We start from the raw sequence: 19,521 nt of genomic DNA, 5'->3' as shown, positions 1-19,521 counted from the left end.
AAAAAGTACTAGTTTTTTCAATTCTAGTACTTTAAATAAATAATTTTTATTGTGCAATTGATTTTTTTAAATTCATTTTCTTTAATAAGAAAATTGTAAACAAGAAGTTTATTATCATTATTGATAATATACCAGATACCCCATATAAGTATGGAATCAAGTTTATAGTACTTGATATAAATATTGACGACACATTATATAAAGTGAATTGAATGGTTAACACAGAAACAAACAAAATAACAAAACCAATTACCAAAGCTAAAAATAATACTGGTAAATAAGTAATAACAATACTTAATAAATTTTCTTTATCTGAATAACCAAGTGTTTTTAATACAGCAATCATATTTTTAAATTCATTCATCATAATTGATGTCATAACTAAAATCATTATTACAATTAATGGAACAAAAATTGATAAACCAATACCTTGGATAATACTAATTGTTGTAAATAAACTACTATATATTTCTATTTGACTTAAAAAACTACTAACATCACCAATTGCAATTGCTATAGGATTTTGACCAAAATTATTAATAATGAAATTTCCAAAAATAGCAAAATCATTAAAGTTATTTTTTAAGTAATTGATTAGTTTTCCTCTATCTTCTAAACTAACTATTTGTTTATTATTTGTGGTTAGTATTTCATAAATTAAATTTGGAAAACTATTCCCATAATTAGCATCTGCCCCATTACCACCATTTTTGTATTGTTCTGATCAAAATTGTGAAAAAGAATTAGAATCAAGAACTGTAATATTTGGTCAAATACCAATAGTTGAATAAAAACTTATATTTCTATCCAAGAATATTGGAACTTTTTTATTTGAAAAAATTCCATTAAATGGTTTGTAATTAATTTTGTTTATAGTCTCAGTTGGTACTCTAATTGGATAAACATTATTGTTATTATCAAATCTAATGTTACTTATAATGCTTCCACCATTTGTAATCTCTTTTGCATTAATAGTCATTCCAACCATCATATTGGCTAAATCTTGATCAATATATAATTCTTCACCTACAGAATCTGAAGAAATTCCAGAAACTGTAAGAGTATATTGTTTGTTACCAATATTTTCAGCATTTGAATCATTATATTTAATTCCAGCATTATCTAATAATTTTCTACTATACCTAAAATATGAGTTATTAATAGTAACATTAATTTTGCTACCAACTTTAAGTTTATATTTGTATGCAGCACCATTATTGATAACAACTGGATTTTCATATCTTTTATCTATTAATGAATGTGATATATCATTACCACTATTATCTTTTAAATTTATAAATTTAGAATTTTGTTTAATTCCTGTTATTTTAGTTGTAAACCTTTTACCACGAGCTGATGCATCAACTTCAACATATGTATATGTTTCTTCAGTTTCATTATCTTCATAAGGAATAATTCCATAAGATATTTTTACATCACTATTACTTAATTCTTCACTTCCATAAACATATCCAATAAAAGTTAAAAAGTTATCATTAAATCTAATTTTATTAACATCACCTGATATCATTACAACTTTTTTACTATCAATTTCATATGAGTTATTTGAATTATTATAGATTATAAAATTATTCTTTTTTTGAAGTTCATATATTTTGGCATTTTTAGGATCTGATGCAAAATCATATATTTGTTTTAAAAAATTTTGGTTTTGAGTTTCTGCTCTTGAAACAATTTCTGATGGTAAAGATGATTTAACTATTTCTCAAGGATTTAGTTTAATACCAAGTTCTTCAATATTAATATCTAATAACCATTTTGCAAAAACTGCATTCTTACCAAAGAATGGATCTTTTTCCAATGATAATTTTGCAACATATGATGGTAATAAAAGATTACCATAATATAAATTATTTCCATTTTCCTGCTTTTGCTTTCCAGTAACTGGATCTAAAACCTTCAAAGATTCAAGTTGATATGGTGATGGATAATTGGTTATTGGTGCATAATCTATTGTTCTTTGATTTCATGTTATCTTTCCAGGATATAAAGGATAAATACCTTTATCCAAATCAGTAAAACCCAAATCAGAATATTTTTGATATTTATATAAACCACTTTGTTCTGTTGGAGTAACAAATTTAAAATCGTATTTATATTGCTTGTTTAATTCTGTCATATATATTGATTCATTAAACTTGTTAGGTAAAGAAAAACCAACAGTAACTAATGCCAATCCAAAAGAACATAACAATGTGTAGAAAACAAATCTTGAAAAATTACTAAAAGATAAACTTAATCTAAACTTTAATAATGGATTAACTTTAATAACATTATTTTTTAAAAGGTTTAAAATTCTTGTTGCTTTAGTTTCAACATTTCTAGAAATTAATTCATTAATTGGTGTTTTAAAAGTATAAGAAATAATAAAGTAAGTAAATATAAAGAAAGTAACAAAAATTATAAATGACCCACCAACAAACCCTAATAAAGAAAATTTTAAAAATTTAACAGTGATATATCAGAAAGGTGATATTGCTGAATAAAACACTCCTTGTAAATATCAAGCTAAAACATATCCAACACTTCCAGATATTATTGAAACAAATAGTCCAAATAGTGATAAAGCACTACAAATTTTAAAAGTTGAAAAACCATTTGCTTTAATGATGGATAATTGAACAATATTTTTGTTTATATATGTTTTTAACAATAAGTATGACAAATACAATCCAATTATTATCAAAACTATAATAACAACTACTGCAACTGTTGATACATATAAAGTTATAGATTTAGGCAAATAAATTCTAAATGATAAAATACTTTGACTGGACTCAAAATCATGATTTAAGTAAACTAAATTGTTTGTTGCTTTACTATTAAAATTTTCTTTGTAAAAGTTGTTAAGTTTTGCAACAAGTTTTTTATCTAAAACTTTTGTACCAAATAAAGTTGATGATGGTTTTATTCTTGAAGCAAAATATTTATTTTGAAATAAACCAGAATTAGTAGATAGTATAGATTCATACCCTTGTAAGTTGGCATAAATTAACATTTGATTTTTAGGATTAATAATTAAACTTTCTATTGAAGTTGAAGGATATGCCATTTCAGGACTTAAACCTGTACCTATAATAACAAACTTCATGGTATTTACAGTAATAGTATACTTACTATCTAAATTTGAAATTCATTTTTTAAAATCTTTACTAAAAGTTTCTAAATTATTTAAAGTTCGGTTATCATCAATTACTAAATTAAAATTCTTTCAGGAATTTAACATATCATTTCATCTAGCAATTAAATTATTTCATTCACTTTCAGGTAAATACTCTTTATTATTAGCTTTTAAAAAAACTGATGGAACAACTGTTGAAAAACCATAAGGTGTATAGACACTTAATATATTAGAAGATACAAGACCTGTTGGTGATATACTACCTTGAAAAATAAAATTTAAATCTATTTTTTGTTTATCTGTTTTATAAAAAATATCTTTATTTATTTCAGGTTCATAAATTGCAAATATTTCATTATAGTCACCAATATCTACAGCTTCACCCCTTTCAATACTTTCAAGGATAGATTTTATTTTTAATTTAATATAAGGTAGTATTTCTTCCCCTGTAGTTGGTGTACTTGATAACATTAAAATTAATAAATTTTTAAGATATTTTTTATTATCTGTTGAAGTGTAAACTTCATTATATCTATTTGCAAAACTTAGATAGCTATTACTATCTTCAAGTCTACTACCTTCATCATAAACAATATTGTTTATTTTGTTATTTTCTTTTCTTGAAACCAGATATTCAAATGTTGATTCTGAATCTGTTATACTAAATGATGATTCTTCTTGTGATTGAATTCCATTAATATCTAAAAAGTGTTGTGAATATAATATAGCTTTTTCTTGAAAAAAATTAAGTAGTTTATCTGATTCTTGATCAGCTAATGTTATAAGCCATTGTTCTATAACTTTTTCTTTTGATAAACTAGGGTTAGTTTTTAAATAATTGTCTACTCATTCATCTTTTATAAGAATTTGTTTGTATAAAATTTTGTTTCGTTCTGTTTCATTCAAATCATTTAAAATGCTTTTTTGTAATTTAGATAATTTTTCTGTATCAAGTTTTATTGAATAAAAATTTTGTGCACTCCCTTTATTAACATTAGTGAGCAAAAGATTATACAAATCTGATAATGAAGAAACCTTTACTAAATTGTAATCAAGTTTTGAAGTTTCAACTTTTCTATATATATTGCTATAAAGAATATGTAATGGGCTAGTTGATGGTACTGCATTATTTGTATCTGTTGAATCAAAATCTCTTTTCGATGGTGAATAATGCCCTTCATACAAAACAAAAGAATCATCTACTTGACCAGTATTTTCATTAAAATAACCAATCATTTTCACATTATTTTGACTATCCATTTCATATATGATGTTACTTGGATTAAAAACTTGTTTTCCATCTGGATCATTCATTGATCATCCAAGACCATATCATGAAGAAAATGCTGTCCCAATTTGATTTGGTTGATAAACTCCATTTACAAGACCCGCTCCAATTGACTTCATGATTCCAAATTTTCTTTCTCAAGGTCTTGTGTTAACATTTGGATTTGAAAAATCAGATGTTGAATAAGGGAAAATTACATTTTTTTGACCATTAACATATTTTAAATTGGAAATTGGTACAAGTTTTTTTGTAGGAATAGCTATAGCATACTTATCAACAATATATTGAGGTTTTTCTAATTCATAACTTTGTTCAACATTAAGGTTTGCTGAATTACCATAAGTATTTAAATTGTTAATACTGTTTTGTGTGTTGGTATTAAGGTACAATAAACTGAAAGTTGTTGTTATGATACACAAACAAATAAAAGCAAGCGAGAATATTAAAAGAACTGATTTTTTAAATGATAATAAGACTTGCTTAATTAATTGCACCATAAACATCATCCCTTTATACAAACATTAAGGTTTAAAAATAATTATAAATGAATAAACTATCTATTAATTAAAAAAAACTTAGCACTTATTTTAATTAAGCGCTAAGTAAATCTATATTTATTTCATTATTTTTTCTAAAAATTCACCCGTATATGAAACATCTTTTTTGTGAATAATTTGTTCTGGTGTACCTGTTGCTATAATTCTTCCTCCATTATCACCACCATCTGGACCAAGGTCAATAATATAATCTGCAACCTTAATTAAATCCAAATTGTGTTCAACAACAATTACAGTGTCTCCATGATCTACAATAAAATTTAATACATTTATCAATTTAGAAATATCATGAACATGTAAACCTGTAGTTGGTTCATCTAATACATAAATAGTTTTACCAGTTGGTTTTTTCTGTAAGTATTTTGCCAATTTAATTCTTTGTGCTTCACCACCAGATAATTGTGTTGATGGTGTGCCAAGTTTTAAATAAGACAAACCAACATCATGCATTAAATCAAGCTTTCTTTTAATTTGTGGATTATCATAGAAGAATTCAATTGCTTCATCGACACTCATTTCTAAAACATCATAAATTGATTTACCTTTATATAGAACTTGTAAAGTTTCTTCATTATACTTTTTACCACCACATTCATTACATTTTACATATACATCTGGTAAAAAGTGCATTTCAATTTTTATAACTCCATCACCACAACAGTTTTCACATCTTCCACCTTTAACATTGAAAGAAAATCTTCCTTTATCATAACCTCTAGCTTTAGATTCTTTTGTTTTTGTATATAAATCTCTTATGTCATCAAATACAGAAACATATGTTGCTGGATTACTACGTGGTGTTCTTCCTATTGGGTCTTGAGAAACTTTTACAAGTTTGTCAATAAATTCTGTACCTTTAATTTTTTTAAAAGGTTTTGGAATAATAAAAGGATTTGATATTTTTTGTTCAATACCTTTTATTAAAGTTTCATTAACAAGAGTTGATTTACCACTACCACTAACACCAGTAACTGCAATAAATTTACCTAACGGAAATTTAACATCAACATTTTTTAAATTATTTCCACTTGCTCCAGTTATTTCAATAACTTTACCATTTCCTCCACGTCTTGATTTTGGTACATCAATTTTTAGTTTTTTAGATAAATATTTACCAGTAATAGATTCAGGATTTTCCATTACTTCTTTAACTGTTCCTTGTGCTACAACACTACCACCATATATTCCAGCACCTGGACCTATATCAATTAAATGATCTGAAGCCATCATTGTGTCTTCATCATGTTCTACAACTATTAAAGTGTTTCCAAGGTCTCTCATATTTTTTAATGTACTAATAAGTTTTTCATTATCTTTTTGGTGTAATCCAATTGATGGTTCATCAAGCACATATAAAACACCAGTTAAAGAAGACCCAATTTGAGTTGCTAATCTTATTCTTTGACTTTCACCACCACTTAAAGTAGATGCTGCTCTTGATAAAGTTAAATAACTTAAACCAACATTTTCTAAAAAAGATAAACGATTAACAATTTCTTTAAGAGCTAAATTTGCAATTTTTTGATCAGATTCATTTAATGACAATTCTAAAAAGAATTTTGATAGAGATGTAATGTTTTTTTCAGTAAGCTCTATAATATCAGTTTCATTTATTTTTACTGATAATGCTTCATCTGATAATTTTTTACCATGACAAATATTACATGGAATATTTGACATAAATTTTGAATAAAATTCTCTTGCTGCTTCACTGGTTGTTTCATGATATCTTCTTTTAATTAAATTAGCAACACCTTCAATATATTCTTGTGACTCAACTTTTTTACCATTTGATAATTCTATTGAATAACTTATAGGTTCATCAGACCCATATAAAATTATGTTTATTTCTTGTTTTGTTAAATTCTTAATTGGTTTAAACATATCGATGTTGTAATGATCTCACATGGCAATCATCTTTTTTAAATCATATGGTGGATCTGCAATAACATTTTTATAATATTCAATTCCACCTTCATGTATTGATAAATTTTTATTTACAAAAATTTTTGCTTCATCTGGTTCATATGTAAAACCTAATCCATTACAGTACTTACAAGCACCAATAGGAGAGTTAAAAGAAAATAATCTAGGTTCAAGCTCAGGAATTGAGAAACCACAAACATCACATGCATGCGTTTGACTGTAATTATGCTCAACATCATTACATAAAACTGTGACCTTTCCATCAGATTCTTTTAATGCTTTTTCTACAGCTTCATATATTCTACTTCTTGTTGGTGTATCTTTGTTTAAAATAACTCTATCTATAATTATTTCTATAGTGTGCTTTTTATTTTTATCTAAATCAATTTCTTCATCTAGAGAGTAAATATTATTATCAACTCTTAATCTCAAAAAACCTATTCTTTTTAATTCTTCAAATTTGTTTTTGAAAGTACCTTTTTCTTGTACAACAATTGGAGAAAGAATTTGTATTTTTGAGTTATCATCAAATTTAAAAATATTATCAACGATTTGTTTAGTTGAAAGTGTTTTAATCAAACCATGTCTATTTTTACAATATGGTTTTCCAATTCTTGCATATAAAAGTCTTAAATAATCATATATTTCAGTTACTGTTCCAACTGTACTTCTAGGATTATGAGATGTTGTTTTTTGATCAATAGAAATTGATGGAGATAATCCATCAATTGAATCAACATCTGGTTTTTCATTTCCTCCTAAAAATTGTCTTGCATACGAACTTAAAGATTCTAAATATCTTCTTTGTCCCTCAGCATAAATTGTGTCAAAAGCTAATGAAGATTTACCACTTCCACTTAAACCAGTAATAACAACAAATTTATCTTTTGGAATTGTAATATCAATATTTTTTAAATTATTCTCTCTTGCACCTTTAACAACAATATAATCTTTTGTATTTATACTTTTAACACTCATATTAACCCTTCTTTTTCTTAGTGGAAATTAATTTACTTTTACTTTTTGATGACATAATAGTTGTAACAATGTCAGCTACATCATCAACATCTTTTTGAATTTCTTCTTTATTTATTGAATCTAAAGAATCAACAAATAAATTAAAGTTCTTTTTGAATTCTGAATCTTCATTTCTTAAATTTTCAAAACCTTCATCAAAAGAATCAATTAAATCAATTAATTCCATTAATTTTGGTTTGTATTTTATAACCTTATCTTTAACAATACTTTTAATGGCAACTTTTGAGTCATCATCAATTAGTTTGTACAAATAAACTAAAGCAGCTAGCTTAATTCCATTTTTTAAATAAGACATAAATTATTTTTTATCTGTTGCAATAACGTCTTTTATTTTCTTTTGGAATTTTTTAACTGCTTCTTTATTGTTTGATACATAAGTTATTAAAGAATCTGAATTCTTTTTAATTACTGCTTCAAAAAGATCAACATAACTTGATAACTTAACAAGTGCTTCAACTGTTGGAGTTACAAATTCTGATTTATATATTAAATCCTCTAAAAGATAATCCATCTTTTTACTTACAATACTTATTTTTCTATAGGAAATAATTTTATATATTCCAGCAATTATAGAAATGACTACTAATATTCCAATTAGTATTAGTAACCATAAAGGTATTCCTATAGTGTTTGTTGTTGATTCAGTTGCATTAATAATATCTATTATTTTCATTTTTACCCCAAAATTTGTTATTTTTTTCAATTTAAAAGAAAGGTTATCATATTAACAGATTCATTTTGATCTGTATTTTGGTTACCATTTAAAAAAACACTATTCATTAAGAAAAATATTACAGAACAAATTAATAATATCAAAGTTATCATGAATAAAAATGTGAATCTATTAAGAAGTCAAAATTTTTTAAATCAATGATAACTATCTGCAATGTTTTCAAATTCCCTTTTACTATTTCTATATTTATAACAAAAGAATCCAGAGACAATTGCCAAAACAAGAAATATTGCTCCAATTAAATAATAAACTCAACTTTGTGGTCCTAGATATCCTGTTGAATTATTAATTGGATCATTATTTATTTGATTTAAAAACAAGTAGCAATAATTCATATTATAAGCACCAAGTATTTTTATATAATTATATTTATTTTTAATTGTTTAAGTTTAAAAATTTGTAAAGTAATTGCATATATTAATTATTTAAATAACTTACAAATTGTTTATCAAATGATTTTGAAATAAACATGTGCATATAAAACTAAATGAAATAAAAATAGCTATAAATATTATTTATAGCTATGAATTAAGGCAAGCTTGTATTATTTAAAACATACAAACATAGTTATGGGTGGTAACTACAAGTAAATTCTACAATAATAGAATTTTTTAGTTAACCTAATAAAACTACTATTTTTTTCTAATTATTTTCTAATATTTTTCTAATTATTTTCTAACATCAAAATTAATGTTGTCAAACTTAACATCTTGCTTATTATTTTCTAAATATTTTTGTACACTTTCTAATTCAGATTTAAATTCAGGAGTTGTTGTGATTGTAATTTTATTTTCAGAACTACCAGAACCATTAAATAGTCATCATCATTTTCAAAATAAAAGACTTTTTTTATCAGGGGGTAATTTTGCAATTTCATAATTTAATTTTTTAATATTTGCAAAATTAATAGTTTTTAAATTTTTACAACCTGCAAAAGCACTTGAATCAATTCAAATTTTTTCATCTGTACCTTTAAAATTAATTTCAGTTAAACTACTACAAGCATAAAAAGCTTGAGCACCAATAGTTTTTACAGAAGTTGAAATATCAACTGTTTTTATTGATTTTAATCCTTTAAAAAATCCATCTGGAACAATTTCAACACCACTTCCAATTTCAACATATTCTAAACTTGTAAGAAAACTTGGAGCATTATATATATCACTTTTAAGTCTTAACTTAGTAAATGCTTTATTATCAGCAATTAAAAGTTTTTTAACACTTTTAATTTTTTCACTATCATATCCTGTACCATTCTTTTTAAAGTAACTATTTAACTCAGTATAATAACCTTCTGAATAAACAACATCTTTCCCATCAATTTTTGACGGAAGTACTAATGTATCAAAAACATCTGTTGAAACATTTTTTTGAGGTATAAATTTTGAAATAGAAACTTTGCCTTCTTCGTTTATTCTTATATTTTCTTTTCCAAAAATAGTTGATGCTTCATTGAAACTAATGTTATCAATTATAGATTGGTTTTTATTTTGGGTATTACTTTGAATTCTATCTAAATAAATTAAAGAACCAGCAACTCCCACAACTAAAACACAACCTAAAGTAATAAATAAAGGTTTTAAAAATTTTCTTTTTCCCATATCAACCACCTATAAAGTATAGTGATATTATATTATGAAAAAACGCTATTATGTAATCTATTAAACTTTTGTTAAAAAATTTTTTAAAAATTATTTTTTAATTTTTATCATAAATGAATTAAAAAATAATCAAACTTATTAATCAAAATGATAATTTTTTAATTTATTTATGATCTATTTTTTGTTTCAAATTTATATATAAAATCTATAGATGTTTTTTTAATCAATTCAAAATTTCAGAATATCACTTAATTTTATGATTAGGTTTTCCTACAGATAAAATATTGTGATTTTCATTTTTGAAAATAACTAATTTTGATTCAATGTTTTTGTATTTTAAACCATTGTACATTTGTAAAGATTCATTTAAATTGCATCGATAATCAAGTTCTGGATGCAAAAACAATGTAGGAGTTTTAACATTATTTAAATAATTTATAGGTGAATGAAAATCAACTTTTTGGCTATTTTCAAAAGGGCTTGTTCCACAAATTTTAAAAACAAACTCTTTTCCAATATCACTTGTGAAAAACATGGTTTTTAAATTTGATATACCTTTACATGAGATTGCAGCTTTAAAAATATTTGTATGAGTAATAATTCAATTAACCATATACCCACCATAAGAATTTCCAATAACACCAATTTTATTTTCATTTATATTGTTTTTAAATTTATCTTTAAATCAATTAATAAAATCGATTATATCAAGATAGTCTAAAACACCAAATTTCCCAACAATGTTTGAAAAACTATTTCCTTTACCATCACTTCCTCTAGGATTACAACAAACTACAAAATAACCATTCGAAGCTAAAAGTTGTGCTTCAAAATTAAATTGATTACTATAAACAATTTTTGGACCACCATGGATTAAAAGAATAACTGGATATTTTTTATTTTCACAATATTCTAATGGATAAATTACAAAACCATCAAATTTAATGTTGTTTATTTCTTTATAAGTATAAACTTTAACATCACATATATTTTTGTTTTGAATATAACTTTTATTAAATTCTGTTAAGCAATCAAGACTTGAATTATTAAACAAAAAAAGTTCATATAAGTTGTTATCTTTTGATAAATTAATAATTAAATTATTTTCATCTATTATTTCAAAATCAATAATTGAACCATTATTTTTCGTATCAAAAACTTTAAATACATCACCATTTTTGTTTATTTTATAAATGTTGTTAAAATAGTTTTCTGTGGTACATAAGTAGATATAATTATTAAATACTTTTGAGTAAATCTTTTGATTATAAGAAACATCACTATATATTGTGTTTCCATAAGAAAAATCAAATTGATTTATGCATTTTCATTCTAAGTTTTTAGTATTGATATGATACAGTTTACTATTTATGTTTTTATTTAAAGTTGTGTATTTTTCAATCCCACATATAACATCATTATCATCAACTAAATTAGCAAATTGAACTCTAAAGTCTTTATCAATAATTAAAGATTTTATATCATCTCTTGTATCATCGTATAAATATAAACCATTGTTTGATATAAGAAATTCATTAAATGAACTTGTTATAAAAAGAATTTTGTTATTGTAAATTGTATAGTCAATACAAAATTGTTCTTTTTTGTTTAAGCATTTATAATTGTCATCTTTTTTAGAATATAAATATAAATGAACATATTTATCATTTGTATAACCTAAGCCATTTATAGCTATAGGGCTTTTATTTATTATGTAATAATCATTATTTTCATTATTGATGAAATTTATTTTTTCTTTTTCAGGACTTCTTATGTCATTTATTATTTTTTTAAATGGATTGTAAACTACTTTAAAAATATATTTATGATTATTTAATTTATCAATTGATACTATGTTTAATTTAACATCAAAATAATGTTTTGCTTCCCCATGATTTATATTGATTTTATATATTGAACTTCAGGTCTCACCCCTATCAATTAAAGACAATATTTCTTTGTTTCTATAAGTTCCATCAAATATTATTTCTTCATTATTATCCCAACAAAAATCATTGATCTTGCCATCACTTGTTAACTGATTAACTTCTTTTGTTTTAATATCAATGATAAACAAATTACTATCATATTTATTTTCTTTTTTATTTGCATTTACAACTAGAAAAGCTAATTTAGTTTTTGAATTGTTTAATTTAGATTTGCAAATATATTTATGTTTAAAAATATCATTTAAATTCACATTTTGTTTCATGTCTATAACACCCTAACAAATTATAAATAAAAAAAGAACAACTATAGAAGTTGTTCTAAAATTATTTTGTAAATTGAAATTCTTTAGTAAATAGATTTGTAAAGCTTACTTGTCCAGATTTACTTGTTTGATCCCAATTAGTTGTGTCCAAAATTTTAAAAGGAAAAAAGACAGATACTTTAATTGTTTTTAAAGTTAACTCAGCTGAAGCAATTGAACCAAAAGCTTTAATATTTCCATTTATTACTGGAACAACTGAAACAACAGGTTTTAAATTGTCTGGTAAATTACTTACAGAATTACTAAAAGACAACACACTATTTAAAATTGTTTGATAGTTTTCCTGTTTAATTGTTGGTTGATCACCAGAAATATTTCCTTCAAATTTTCAAAGACTTGGTTTAGATTTAACATGATATGTTTTACCCTTACCAGTGCCTGCATCAACATAATTAAATAAATTATTTATTTCTTGTGCTGTTATATTTTTCCAACTAACATGGTAATCTGAAATATACTGTTCTTCTTCATAATTACTAATAACATATTGTGGATTAGTCAATTTTACAGTGTCAAAAAATTCATAGTCTTTAAGTACAAGTGTTTTCAAAAAAGAAGTAATGAAATCTCATGGCAAAGTATTAACTCAAGCAATTTGATATGTATATTGACCAACAATCGACTGAACAGCTTTTGGTAAATTCATTTCAAATTTAACATTCTGAGGAATTGTATACCCCATTGTGTAACTACCATCAGCATTTTTAATTGGAGTTTTATAAACTTCATTATTTTCTGATTTAAAAGTAAGACTTATAGAATCATCTACTCCAAATTCAATTCATTCTGGAAGATATGTTAATACTAAACTAACAGGAATTGGAATGTTATTATAATTAATTGAATTTGGCAAAAGAGCATAAATTGGTTTTAAATTAAATTTAAAACTAGTTGAGAAAACAAACTTAATTTGGTATTCGTATGAAATTTTATTACCATTAAACTTCAAATTTTTAATATAACTATTTTCAATTTTATAATTTGATGAACTACCTAAAAATTTTGTTAATGGAATAATTGAATCTCTTAAAGCTGTTTGTATATTAGTAACAGTAATTTTGTCATTATTTGTATAAAGATCATCAAATAATGTTCCAAAAGAATTTCCCATACCAAATAAATTGAAAATAGCATTAATTAAACTTTTTAAAAGAATTTTTTGACTTGAAAGAACATCTAATATACCTTGATATGTTCCAGATTCATTTTTAGTTATTAAACTTTGTAAAAGTTTAATAATGTCATTAACCAAATCTTTATTATTTGTAATTTCACCGACATTGTCTACAATATTTTGACTGTAATTTGTAAGTACATATTCTAAAATATCTCATGATGTTTTATTTTCAAAAACTAAGTTAACAATATTTTTTATAAAAGAAAGATTTTCTGGAATTATAGATAATAATGATTCTATTTGTTCTTTTTGGCTTTCAGACATATTAGGCGAAATAATAGATAAAATATCTTTTATCAAGTCTTCAGAAACTAAATCACTATCAAAATTGTTTGTTACAAATTTAGCAATTGCATCAACATTATTTTGAATGGCTATTGTTAATGGAACTTCAGGATTAATTAAATCTTTTAAAAATTCAGAAATGTTTTTATCAATAACATTAGAGTAAACTAATAAATTAATTAATTCACTTCCACCATCACCACTTAAAAAATCTTTAAGTGAAGGATTGTTTGCAATACTATTCAAAAGATTACCAGAACTACCTATTAGACCAATTGACATTTTAGTTGTGTCCATTAAATAATTTTCAAGGTATGTTCTATATTGATTTTGATCAAAATAATATTTATCTCATTCCTTTTCAGCATCAAGATAATTATTTTTACTTGTGACACCATTTATTGAATAAGGTAAAGAATGTAATCCAACATTTGGTAAAGCTAAACTAAAATTATTAACTGTTGATTTTTGATCTAAAAAATTTATTTGGACATTATCAACTTTTCATCCAAGTTCTTTATTTGTTGAGTTTGATTCAATAAAATAAAAATTCACTTTTTGACTATCAACTTTAATATTTAAGTTACTTGAATGATTTTCTGGCACATAGTAATCTTTACCAGAAAAACTAAAATATTTTACATTGTTAGTTTTGTTTGTAACAACAAGACTAATTTCAAAAGAAATAGTTTTATTTTCTTTATCATATTTGTATGCAAAATCTTTAAATAACTTAATTTCAAGTTTTTTATCAGAAGATACTCACATATTATAAACATAATTTGCTATGTCAGTTTTAAGTCCATCTTCTAAAATATTTACAGTATCAAAAGTGAAATTCTTATTAAAATCATCAAAGTTCATTAATAATTTATATTCATTTGAATCAATTGGTTGATAATTGGGTTTTTCAAGATTTATATCATTAAAAATATTTTGATCAAATCCAATATTATGGGATTTATCATCATTCGATGGTGTTGTTGATATTTCATTTGCTAGATTTGATTTAACTTGTTGAGAACAAGATACAAAACCTGTAATAGAACCTGCCAACATGGTAGACCCTAATATTGTTGTAATTAGTGTCTTTTTAAACATCATAAATATCAATTTACTCCATTATCGTATGTAATAATTATAACAAAAAATAAAAATCATATAAAAATATAAATTTCCAAAAAATTTTAAATTAGAAATATTTTTATCATATTTTTAAAAAATTAATAAATTATAGATTATTAATTTATAAAGAATAGTGTAGAAATTTTATAGCCTTGGAGCAATTATGAAAATGAACAAAATTAAAATTGTTGTATCAGATATTGATGGAACATTTATTGATGATAACAAACAAGTATCACCAAATACAATAAAAGCAATTCAAAAAATCAAAAACAAAGGTTTACTTTTTGCTCTTTGTAGTGGAAGAGAACCAAACACTATAAAAAACTTAGCTATGAAATGAGGAATCATAAGTTATGTTGATATTATTATTGGTTTTAGTGGTGGACAAATTATATATTTAAAAAATAACAAAATAGAAAATACTTATTTTTTAAGTGAATTAGCTATTAAAGATATCATTGATCATTTTAAAGATATGGAAGTTAATTTTGCAGTTCCAGATAAAGGTTTTTTATATTTTCCAAAAGAAGATAAATTTGTAAGTATACTTTCAAAATATGATGATATGCCATATATAATAACTAATTTTGATAGTTATTTAAAAGAACCAAAACCAAAACTTATGATAATTACAAAAGAAACAAATATGAGTAACGTTATTGAAAGAAGTTTAACTCTAAATAGCAAACACTATCATGGTAAACCAGTTCAAACTGGAAAATTCTTATTTGAATATATGCATGAAAATGTTAATAAAGCTAAAGCAATTGAAATAGCTATTAAAAAATATGGTTTAAAAATGGAAAATGTATTAGCTTTTGGTGATGCTGAAAATGATGTAGAAATGATTGATAAATCAGGAATAGGTGTTGCTATGGGTAATGCTTGCAAAAACACAAAAGATGTTTCTAATTTTATTACTGATGATAACAATAATGATGGTATTTACAATTTCATAGAAAAGAATTTTATTTAATTTAAAAGAATATATACATTTAAAATTGGACAATAATTTATTTTTTTTTAAAAAAGAATTATTGTCTTTTTTATTTTTAACAATTTAATTATTAATAACTAATCTTTGATTTTTAAGTATTTAAATATTGATTTTGTAAATATAAAATTTTTGTATATTAATAAAAAAATAACAAAAAATAGAACAATATATTAAATTTATTTTGTTTAAAAAATAAAAAAATGAAACTTCATTTTTCAAGTTTCATTTTAAAATAAAGTACTTTATATATAAGTTTATTAATTAATTGATTTAATCAAGCTAATCATTTCAATTGCACTTTGAGCTGCTTCAAAACCTTTGTTTCCACTTTTTGTTCCAGCACGTTCAATGGCTTGTTCTATTGTATCAGTTGTTAAAACACCAAAAATAACAGGTATTTCGTTTTCAAGCATTACATTTGAAATTCCTTTACTTACCTCACTACATACAAAATCATAATGAGATGTACTTCCTCTAATTACAGCACCAAGACAAATAACAGCATCAAATCTATTTGTTTTAGCTAATTTTTTTGCTATTAAAGGAATTTCAAATGCACCCGGAACATAAGCAATACTTATATCTTGTTCATTAACATTCATTCTTTTAAGTCCATCAACAGCGCCAGATAATAATTTTGAAGTTATAAATTCATTAAATCTTGAAACAACTATTGCTATTCTAAAATTATTTGAATAAAGTTTTCCACTAAATGATTTCATATTTTTCTCCTAATAATTTTATTTTTTTGATTCTAAATAATCTTGTAATTGTTTAATGCTAATCATTTTCATTTTTCACTTTTTAGCTTTTTTTAACAATTTATCATATTTCATCATTGTTCCATCATCGTCCATTATTTCGCAACATATACCAACTTCTTTTAAACCAGCTAGTTTTACAATATCCACCGTTGCTTCTGTGTGACCATTTCTAACAAGAACACCACCATCTTTAGCAACTAATGGAAACATATGTCCTGGTCTTCTAAAATCTTTTGCTGTTGCATTATCATCACATAGTTTAATTGCAGTGATACTTCTATCAAAAGCAGATATTCCTGTTGATGTATCTATGTGGTCAATAGACACTGTAAAAGCTGTTTGGTGATTATCTGTATTATCAGCAACCATTTGATTTAATTTTAATTTGTCTGCTATTTTTTTAGAAACCGGACAACAAATTAAACCCTTACCATATGTTGCTATAAAATTAATATTTTCTGGTGTTGCAAATTCACCAGCACAAATAAAATCTCCCTCATTTTCTCTGTCTTCATCATCAACAACAATAATTATTTTTCCTTTTTTAATATCTGCAATTGCTTCTTCAACACTATTTAATTTACTATTAAAATTCATTATTTATTCCTCCTACATTTCTTTTATTTTTTCTAATAAAGATTGTTTTTCTTGCTTATTATCAAGCATCTTTTCAACATATTTAGCAATACAGTCATTTTCTAGATTAACAATATCGCCAACTTTTTTGTGTCCTAAATTAGTTACAAACATTGTGTGTGGAATTATTGAAACAGTAAAACTAACATCATTAACCCCAACAACTGTTAAACTAATACCATCAATTGTAATAGAACCTTTGTTAATTATATATTTAGTTATCTCTTTAGAAGTATTAATTTTAAAAATTGATGCGATTCCATCTTTTTTAATCTCACATATTGTACCTATTCCATCAATGTGACCAGAAACAATATGTCCACCAAATCTAGAATTTATTAACATTGCTCTTTCTAAATTTAGACAAGTATTTTGTGATAATTTAGAAAGAGATGTTTTTTTAACTGTTTCATTCATAACATCAACACTAAATGAATTAGAATCAAATTTTGTCACAGTTAAACAAATACCATTAACAGCAATACTATCTCCAATTTTACAATCTTGTAAAACCTTATTTGCGCTAATAGTTAATAAAATACCAGAACTTGTTTTTGTTATCTTTTTTATTTTTCCAACTTCTTCAATTATTCCAGTAAACATTAGTAAACAACCTCACCCTCAATAACGACATCATCATCAATACTTGAAACTTTTTGATTAATTATTTTTATTGCATCTGATGGTTCATCAACACCAATTCCACCTATTGGAGACACAGCATCTTTTCCACCAAATATTTTTGGGCAAACATAAATCTTTAAATAATTAATTAATTTTTCTTCAATAAAATTTGAAGCTAATGTTCTTGCACCTTCAAGAATTATTGAATCTATTCCAATAGCTCCCAATTTTTCAACTAAATCATTCAAATCTAAATGATTGTTTTTCATTTTTATATTTAGTATAGCAATGTTTTTTTCTAATAATTTTTCTGCCTTTTCAACATCTTCACAACAAGTAGCAACTATTGTTTTAACTTCATTTGCTGTTTTAACAATATTAGATGTTAAAGGAATTCTTAAATTTGTATCACAAATTATTCTAATAGGATTACGTTTATTTTTTATTCTAGTGGTAAGTAATGGATCATCAATTAAAACCGTGTTTATTCCTACCATTATAGCTGTATTTTTATATCTATCAACACGGTTTGAAAATAAAGCTTTTTCATTACTAATTCATTTAGATTTGTTTGTTCTTGTTGCAACTTTACCATCAATAGTCATTGCATATTTTAGGGTTATAAATGGTTTTTTATTTTTAATAAAATGACTAAATTCTTTAATTAAATTTTTACATTCTTGTTCTAAAACACCAACAACTACTTCGATATTATTGTTTTTTAAAATATCTACACTTTTTCCAGACATCAATGGATTTGGGTCTAATGTGCCAATTACAACTCTTTTAATTTTCTTATTTATTATTTCATCAACACAAGGTGGAGTTTTACCAAAATGACAACATGGTTCTAGTGTTACATACATAGTTGCATTTTCACAAGACTCAGTCAATTTATTAAATGCATTAATTTCAGCATGTTCTTTGCCAAAATATTCATGAAAACCCTCACCAATAATTTTGTCATTTTTAACAATAACAGCACCAACCATTGGATTAGGATTTACATTTCCTTCTCCTTGATATGCTAATTCAATAGCTTTTTTCATATATTCTATATCTTTCATACTATCCTCTGGAAAATAAAAAAATTGTTTTGAACAAATTTTCAGGTCAAAACAATTATTTTTATAAAATACAAAAGTATAAAAATAATCTTCTCTCATCCAGACTTTACTGTCGGCTTTGGAATTTCACCAAATCATGCTAATTAGCTCGCGGGCTGTACCGCCGGTATGGAATTACACCAAACCCCGAAGATTTATTCTCAAATATTATATAAAAAATATACTGATTTAGATAAAACAAAAAGTTAATATCTATTAAATTTTCTTTTTTAATTCTTTTTAAAAT

The 19,521-nt window shown here is 24.2% G+C and carries 13 protein-coding genes and 1 riboswitch; of the genes, 1 reads left to right on the top strand and 12 read right to left on the bottom strand.

The genetic code is table 4. The annotated features are described in order from the left end of the window. Positions 1–46 precede the first annotated feature (46 nt). The 8 genes from EXC57_RS01725 to EXC57_RS01690 all read right to left on the bottom strand — a co-directional run bounded on the left by EXC57_RS01725 (position 47) and on the right by EXC57_RS01690 (position 15,123). On the bottom strand, positions 47–4,927 hold the full coding sequence (locus EXC57_RS01725) for an ABC transporter permease (protein ID WP_004025460.1): 4,881 nt from the start codon (positions 4,925–4,927) through the stop codon (positions 47–49). Positions 4,928–5,044: 117 nt separating this feature from the next. Continuing rightward, entirely contained in the window at positions 5,045–7,891 is a 2,847-nt protein-coding gene (uvrA, locus tag EXC57_RS01720; RefSeq protein WP_004025461.1) for an excinuclease ABC subunit UvrA, read from the bottom strand. Between the two features lies 1 nt (position 7,892). Continuing rightward, a complete protein-coding gene (locus EXC57_RS01715; protein ID WP_004025462.1) occupies positions 7,893–8,246 on the bottom strand; it encodes a hypothetical protein in 354 nt (117 codons plus the stop codon). Between the two features lie 3 nt (positions 8,247–8,249). Further along, positions 8,250–8,624, bottom strand: a complete 375-nt coding sequence (locus EXC57_RS01710; RefSeq protein ID WP_004025463.1) for a hypothetical protein — start codon at positions 8,622–8,624, stop codon at positions 8,250–8,252. Positions 8,625–8,641: 17 nt separating this feature from the next. Then, positions 8,642–9,019, bottom strand: a complete 378-nt coding sequence (locus EXC57_RS01705) for a hypothetical protein (protein ID WP_004025464.1) — start codon at positions 9,017–9,019, stop codon at positions 8,642–8,644. Between the two features lie 333 nt (positions 9,020–9,352). Then, entirely contained in the window at positions 9,353–10,285 is a 933-nt protein-coding gene (locus tag EXC57_RS01700) for a leucine-rich repeat protein (RefSeq protein ID WP_004025465.1), read from the bottom strand. Positions 10,286–10,490: 205 nt separating this feature from the next. Then, the gene (locus EXC57_RS01695) at positions 10,491–12,497 is read right to left on the bottom strand and encodes an alpha/beta hydrolase family protein (protein WP_004025466.1); all 2,007 of its coding nucleotides are present in this window, start codon (positions 12,495–12,497) and stop codon (positions 10,491–10,493) included. Positions 12,498–12,558: 61 nt separating this feature from the next. Further along, entirely contained in the window at positions 12,559–15,123 is a 2,565-nt protein-coding gene (locus EXC57_RS01690; RefSeq protein WP_004025093.1) for a P116 family lipid acquisition surface protein, read from the bottom strand. A gap of 184 nt (positions 15,124–15,307) precedes the next feature. On the opposite strand from EXC57_RS01690, the gene EXC57_RS01685 reads away from it, so the two are divergent. Continuing rightward, the gene (locus EXC57_RS01685; protein ID WP_004025094.1) at positions 15,308–16,123 is read left to right on the top strand and encodes an HAD family hydrolase; all 816 of its coding nucleotides are present in this window, start codon (positions 15,308–15,310) and stop codon (positions 16,121–16,123) included. 278 nt (positions 16,124–16,401) lie between these two features. On the opposite strand, the gene ribH is transcribed toward EXC57_RS01685, so the two are convergent. From ribH to ribD, 4 genes are read right to left on the bottom strand one after another with little or no spacing between them, the layout of a single operon-like run. Then, positions 16,402–16,866 carry a 6,7-dimethyl-8-ribityllumazine synthase gene (gene ribH / locus EXC57_RS01680; protein WP_004025095.1) on the bottom strand — a complete coding sequence of 155 codons (465 nt, stop codon included), beginning with the start codon at positions 16,864–16,866 and terminating at the stop codon, positions 16,402–16,404. 18 nt (positions 16,867–16,884) lie between these two features. Further along, positions 16,885–17,505, bottom strand: a complete 621-nt coding sequence (gene ribB, locus EXC57_RS01675; RefSeq protein ID WP_004025096.1) for a 3,4-dihydroxy-2-butanone-4-phosphate synthase — start codon at positions 17,503–17,505, stop codon at positions 16,885–16,887. 12 nt (positions 17,506–17,517) lie between these two features. Continuing rightward, positions 17,518–18,147, bottom strand: a complete 630-nt coding sequence (locus tag EXC57_RS01670; RefSeq protein WP_004025097.1) for a riboflavin synthase — start codon at positions 18,145–18,147, stop codon at positions 17,518–17,520. After that, on the bottom strand, positions 18,147–19,235 hold the full coding sequence (gene ribD / locus EXC57_RS01665; RefSeq protein WP_040538270.1) for a bifunctional diaminohydroxyphosphoribosylaminopyrimidine deaminase/5-amino-6-(5-phosphoribosylamino)uracil reductase RibD: 1,089 nt from the start codon (positions 19,233–19,235) through the stop codon (positions 18,147–18,149). The genes EXC57_RS01670 and ribD overlap by 1 nt, the downstream gene beginning before the upstream one ends. 83 nt (positions 19,236–19,318) lie before the next feature. Continuing rightward, positions 19,319–19,433: riboswitch (FMN riboswitch) on the bottom strand. Between the last annotated feature and the right edge of the window lie 88 nt (positions 19,434–19,521).

The organism is Malacoplasma iowae, assembly GCF_900660615.1.
Taxonomy (GTDB): domain Bacteria; phylum Bacillota_I; class Bacilli_A; order Mycoplasmatales; family Mycoplasmoidaceae; genus Malacoplasma; species Malacoplasma iowae.
The sequence above is the reverse complement of the archived record's forward strand: the minus strand, read 5'-3'. Positions and strand labels throughout refer to the sequence as shown.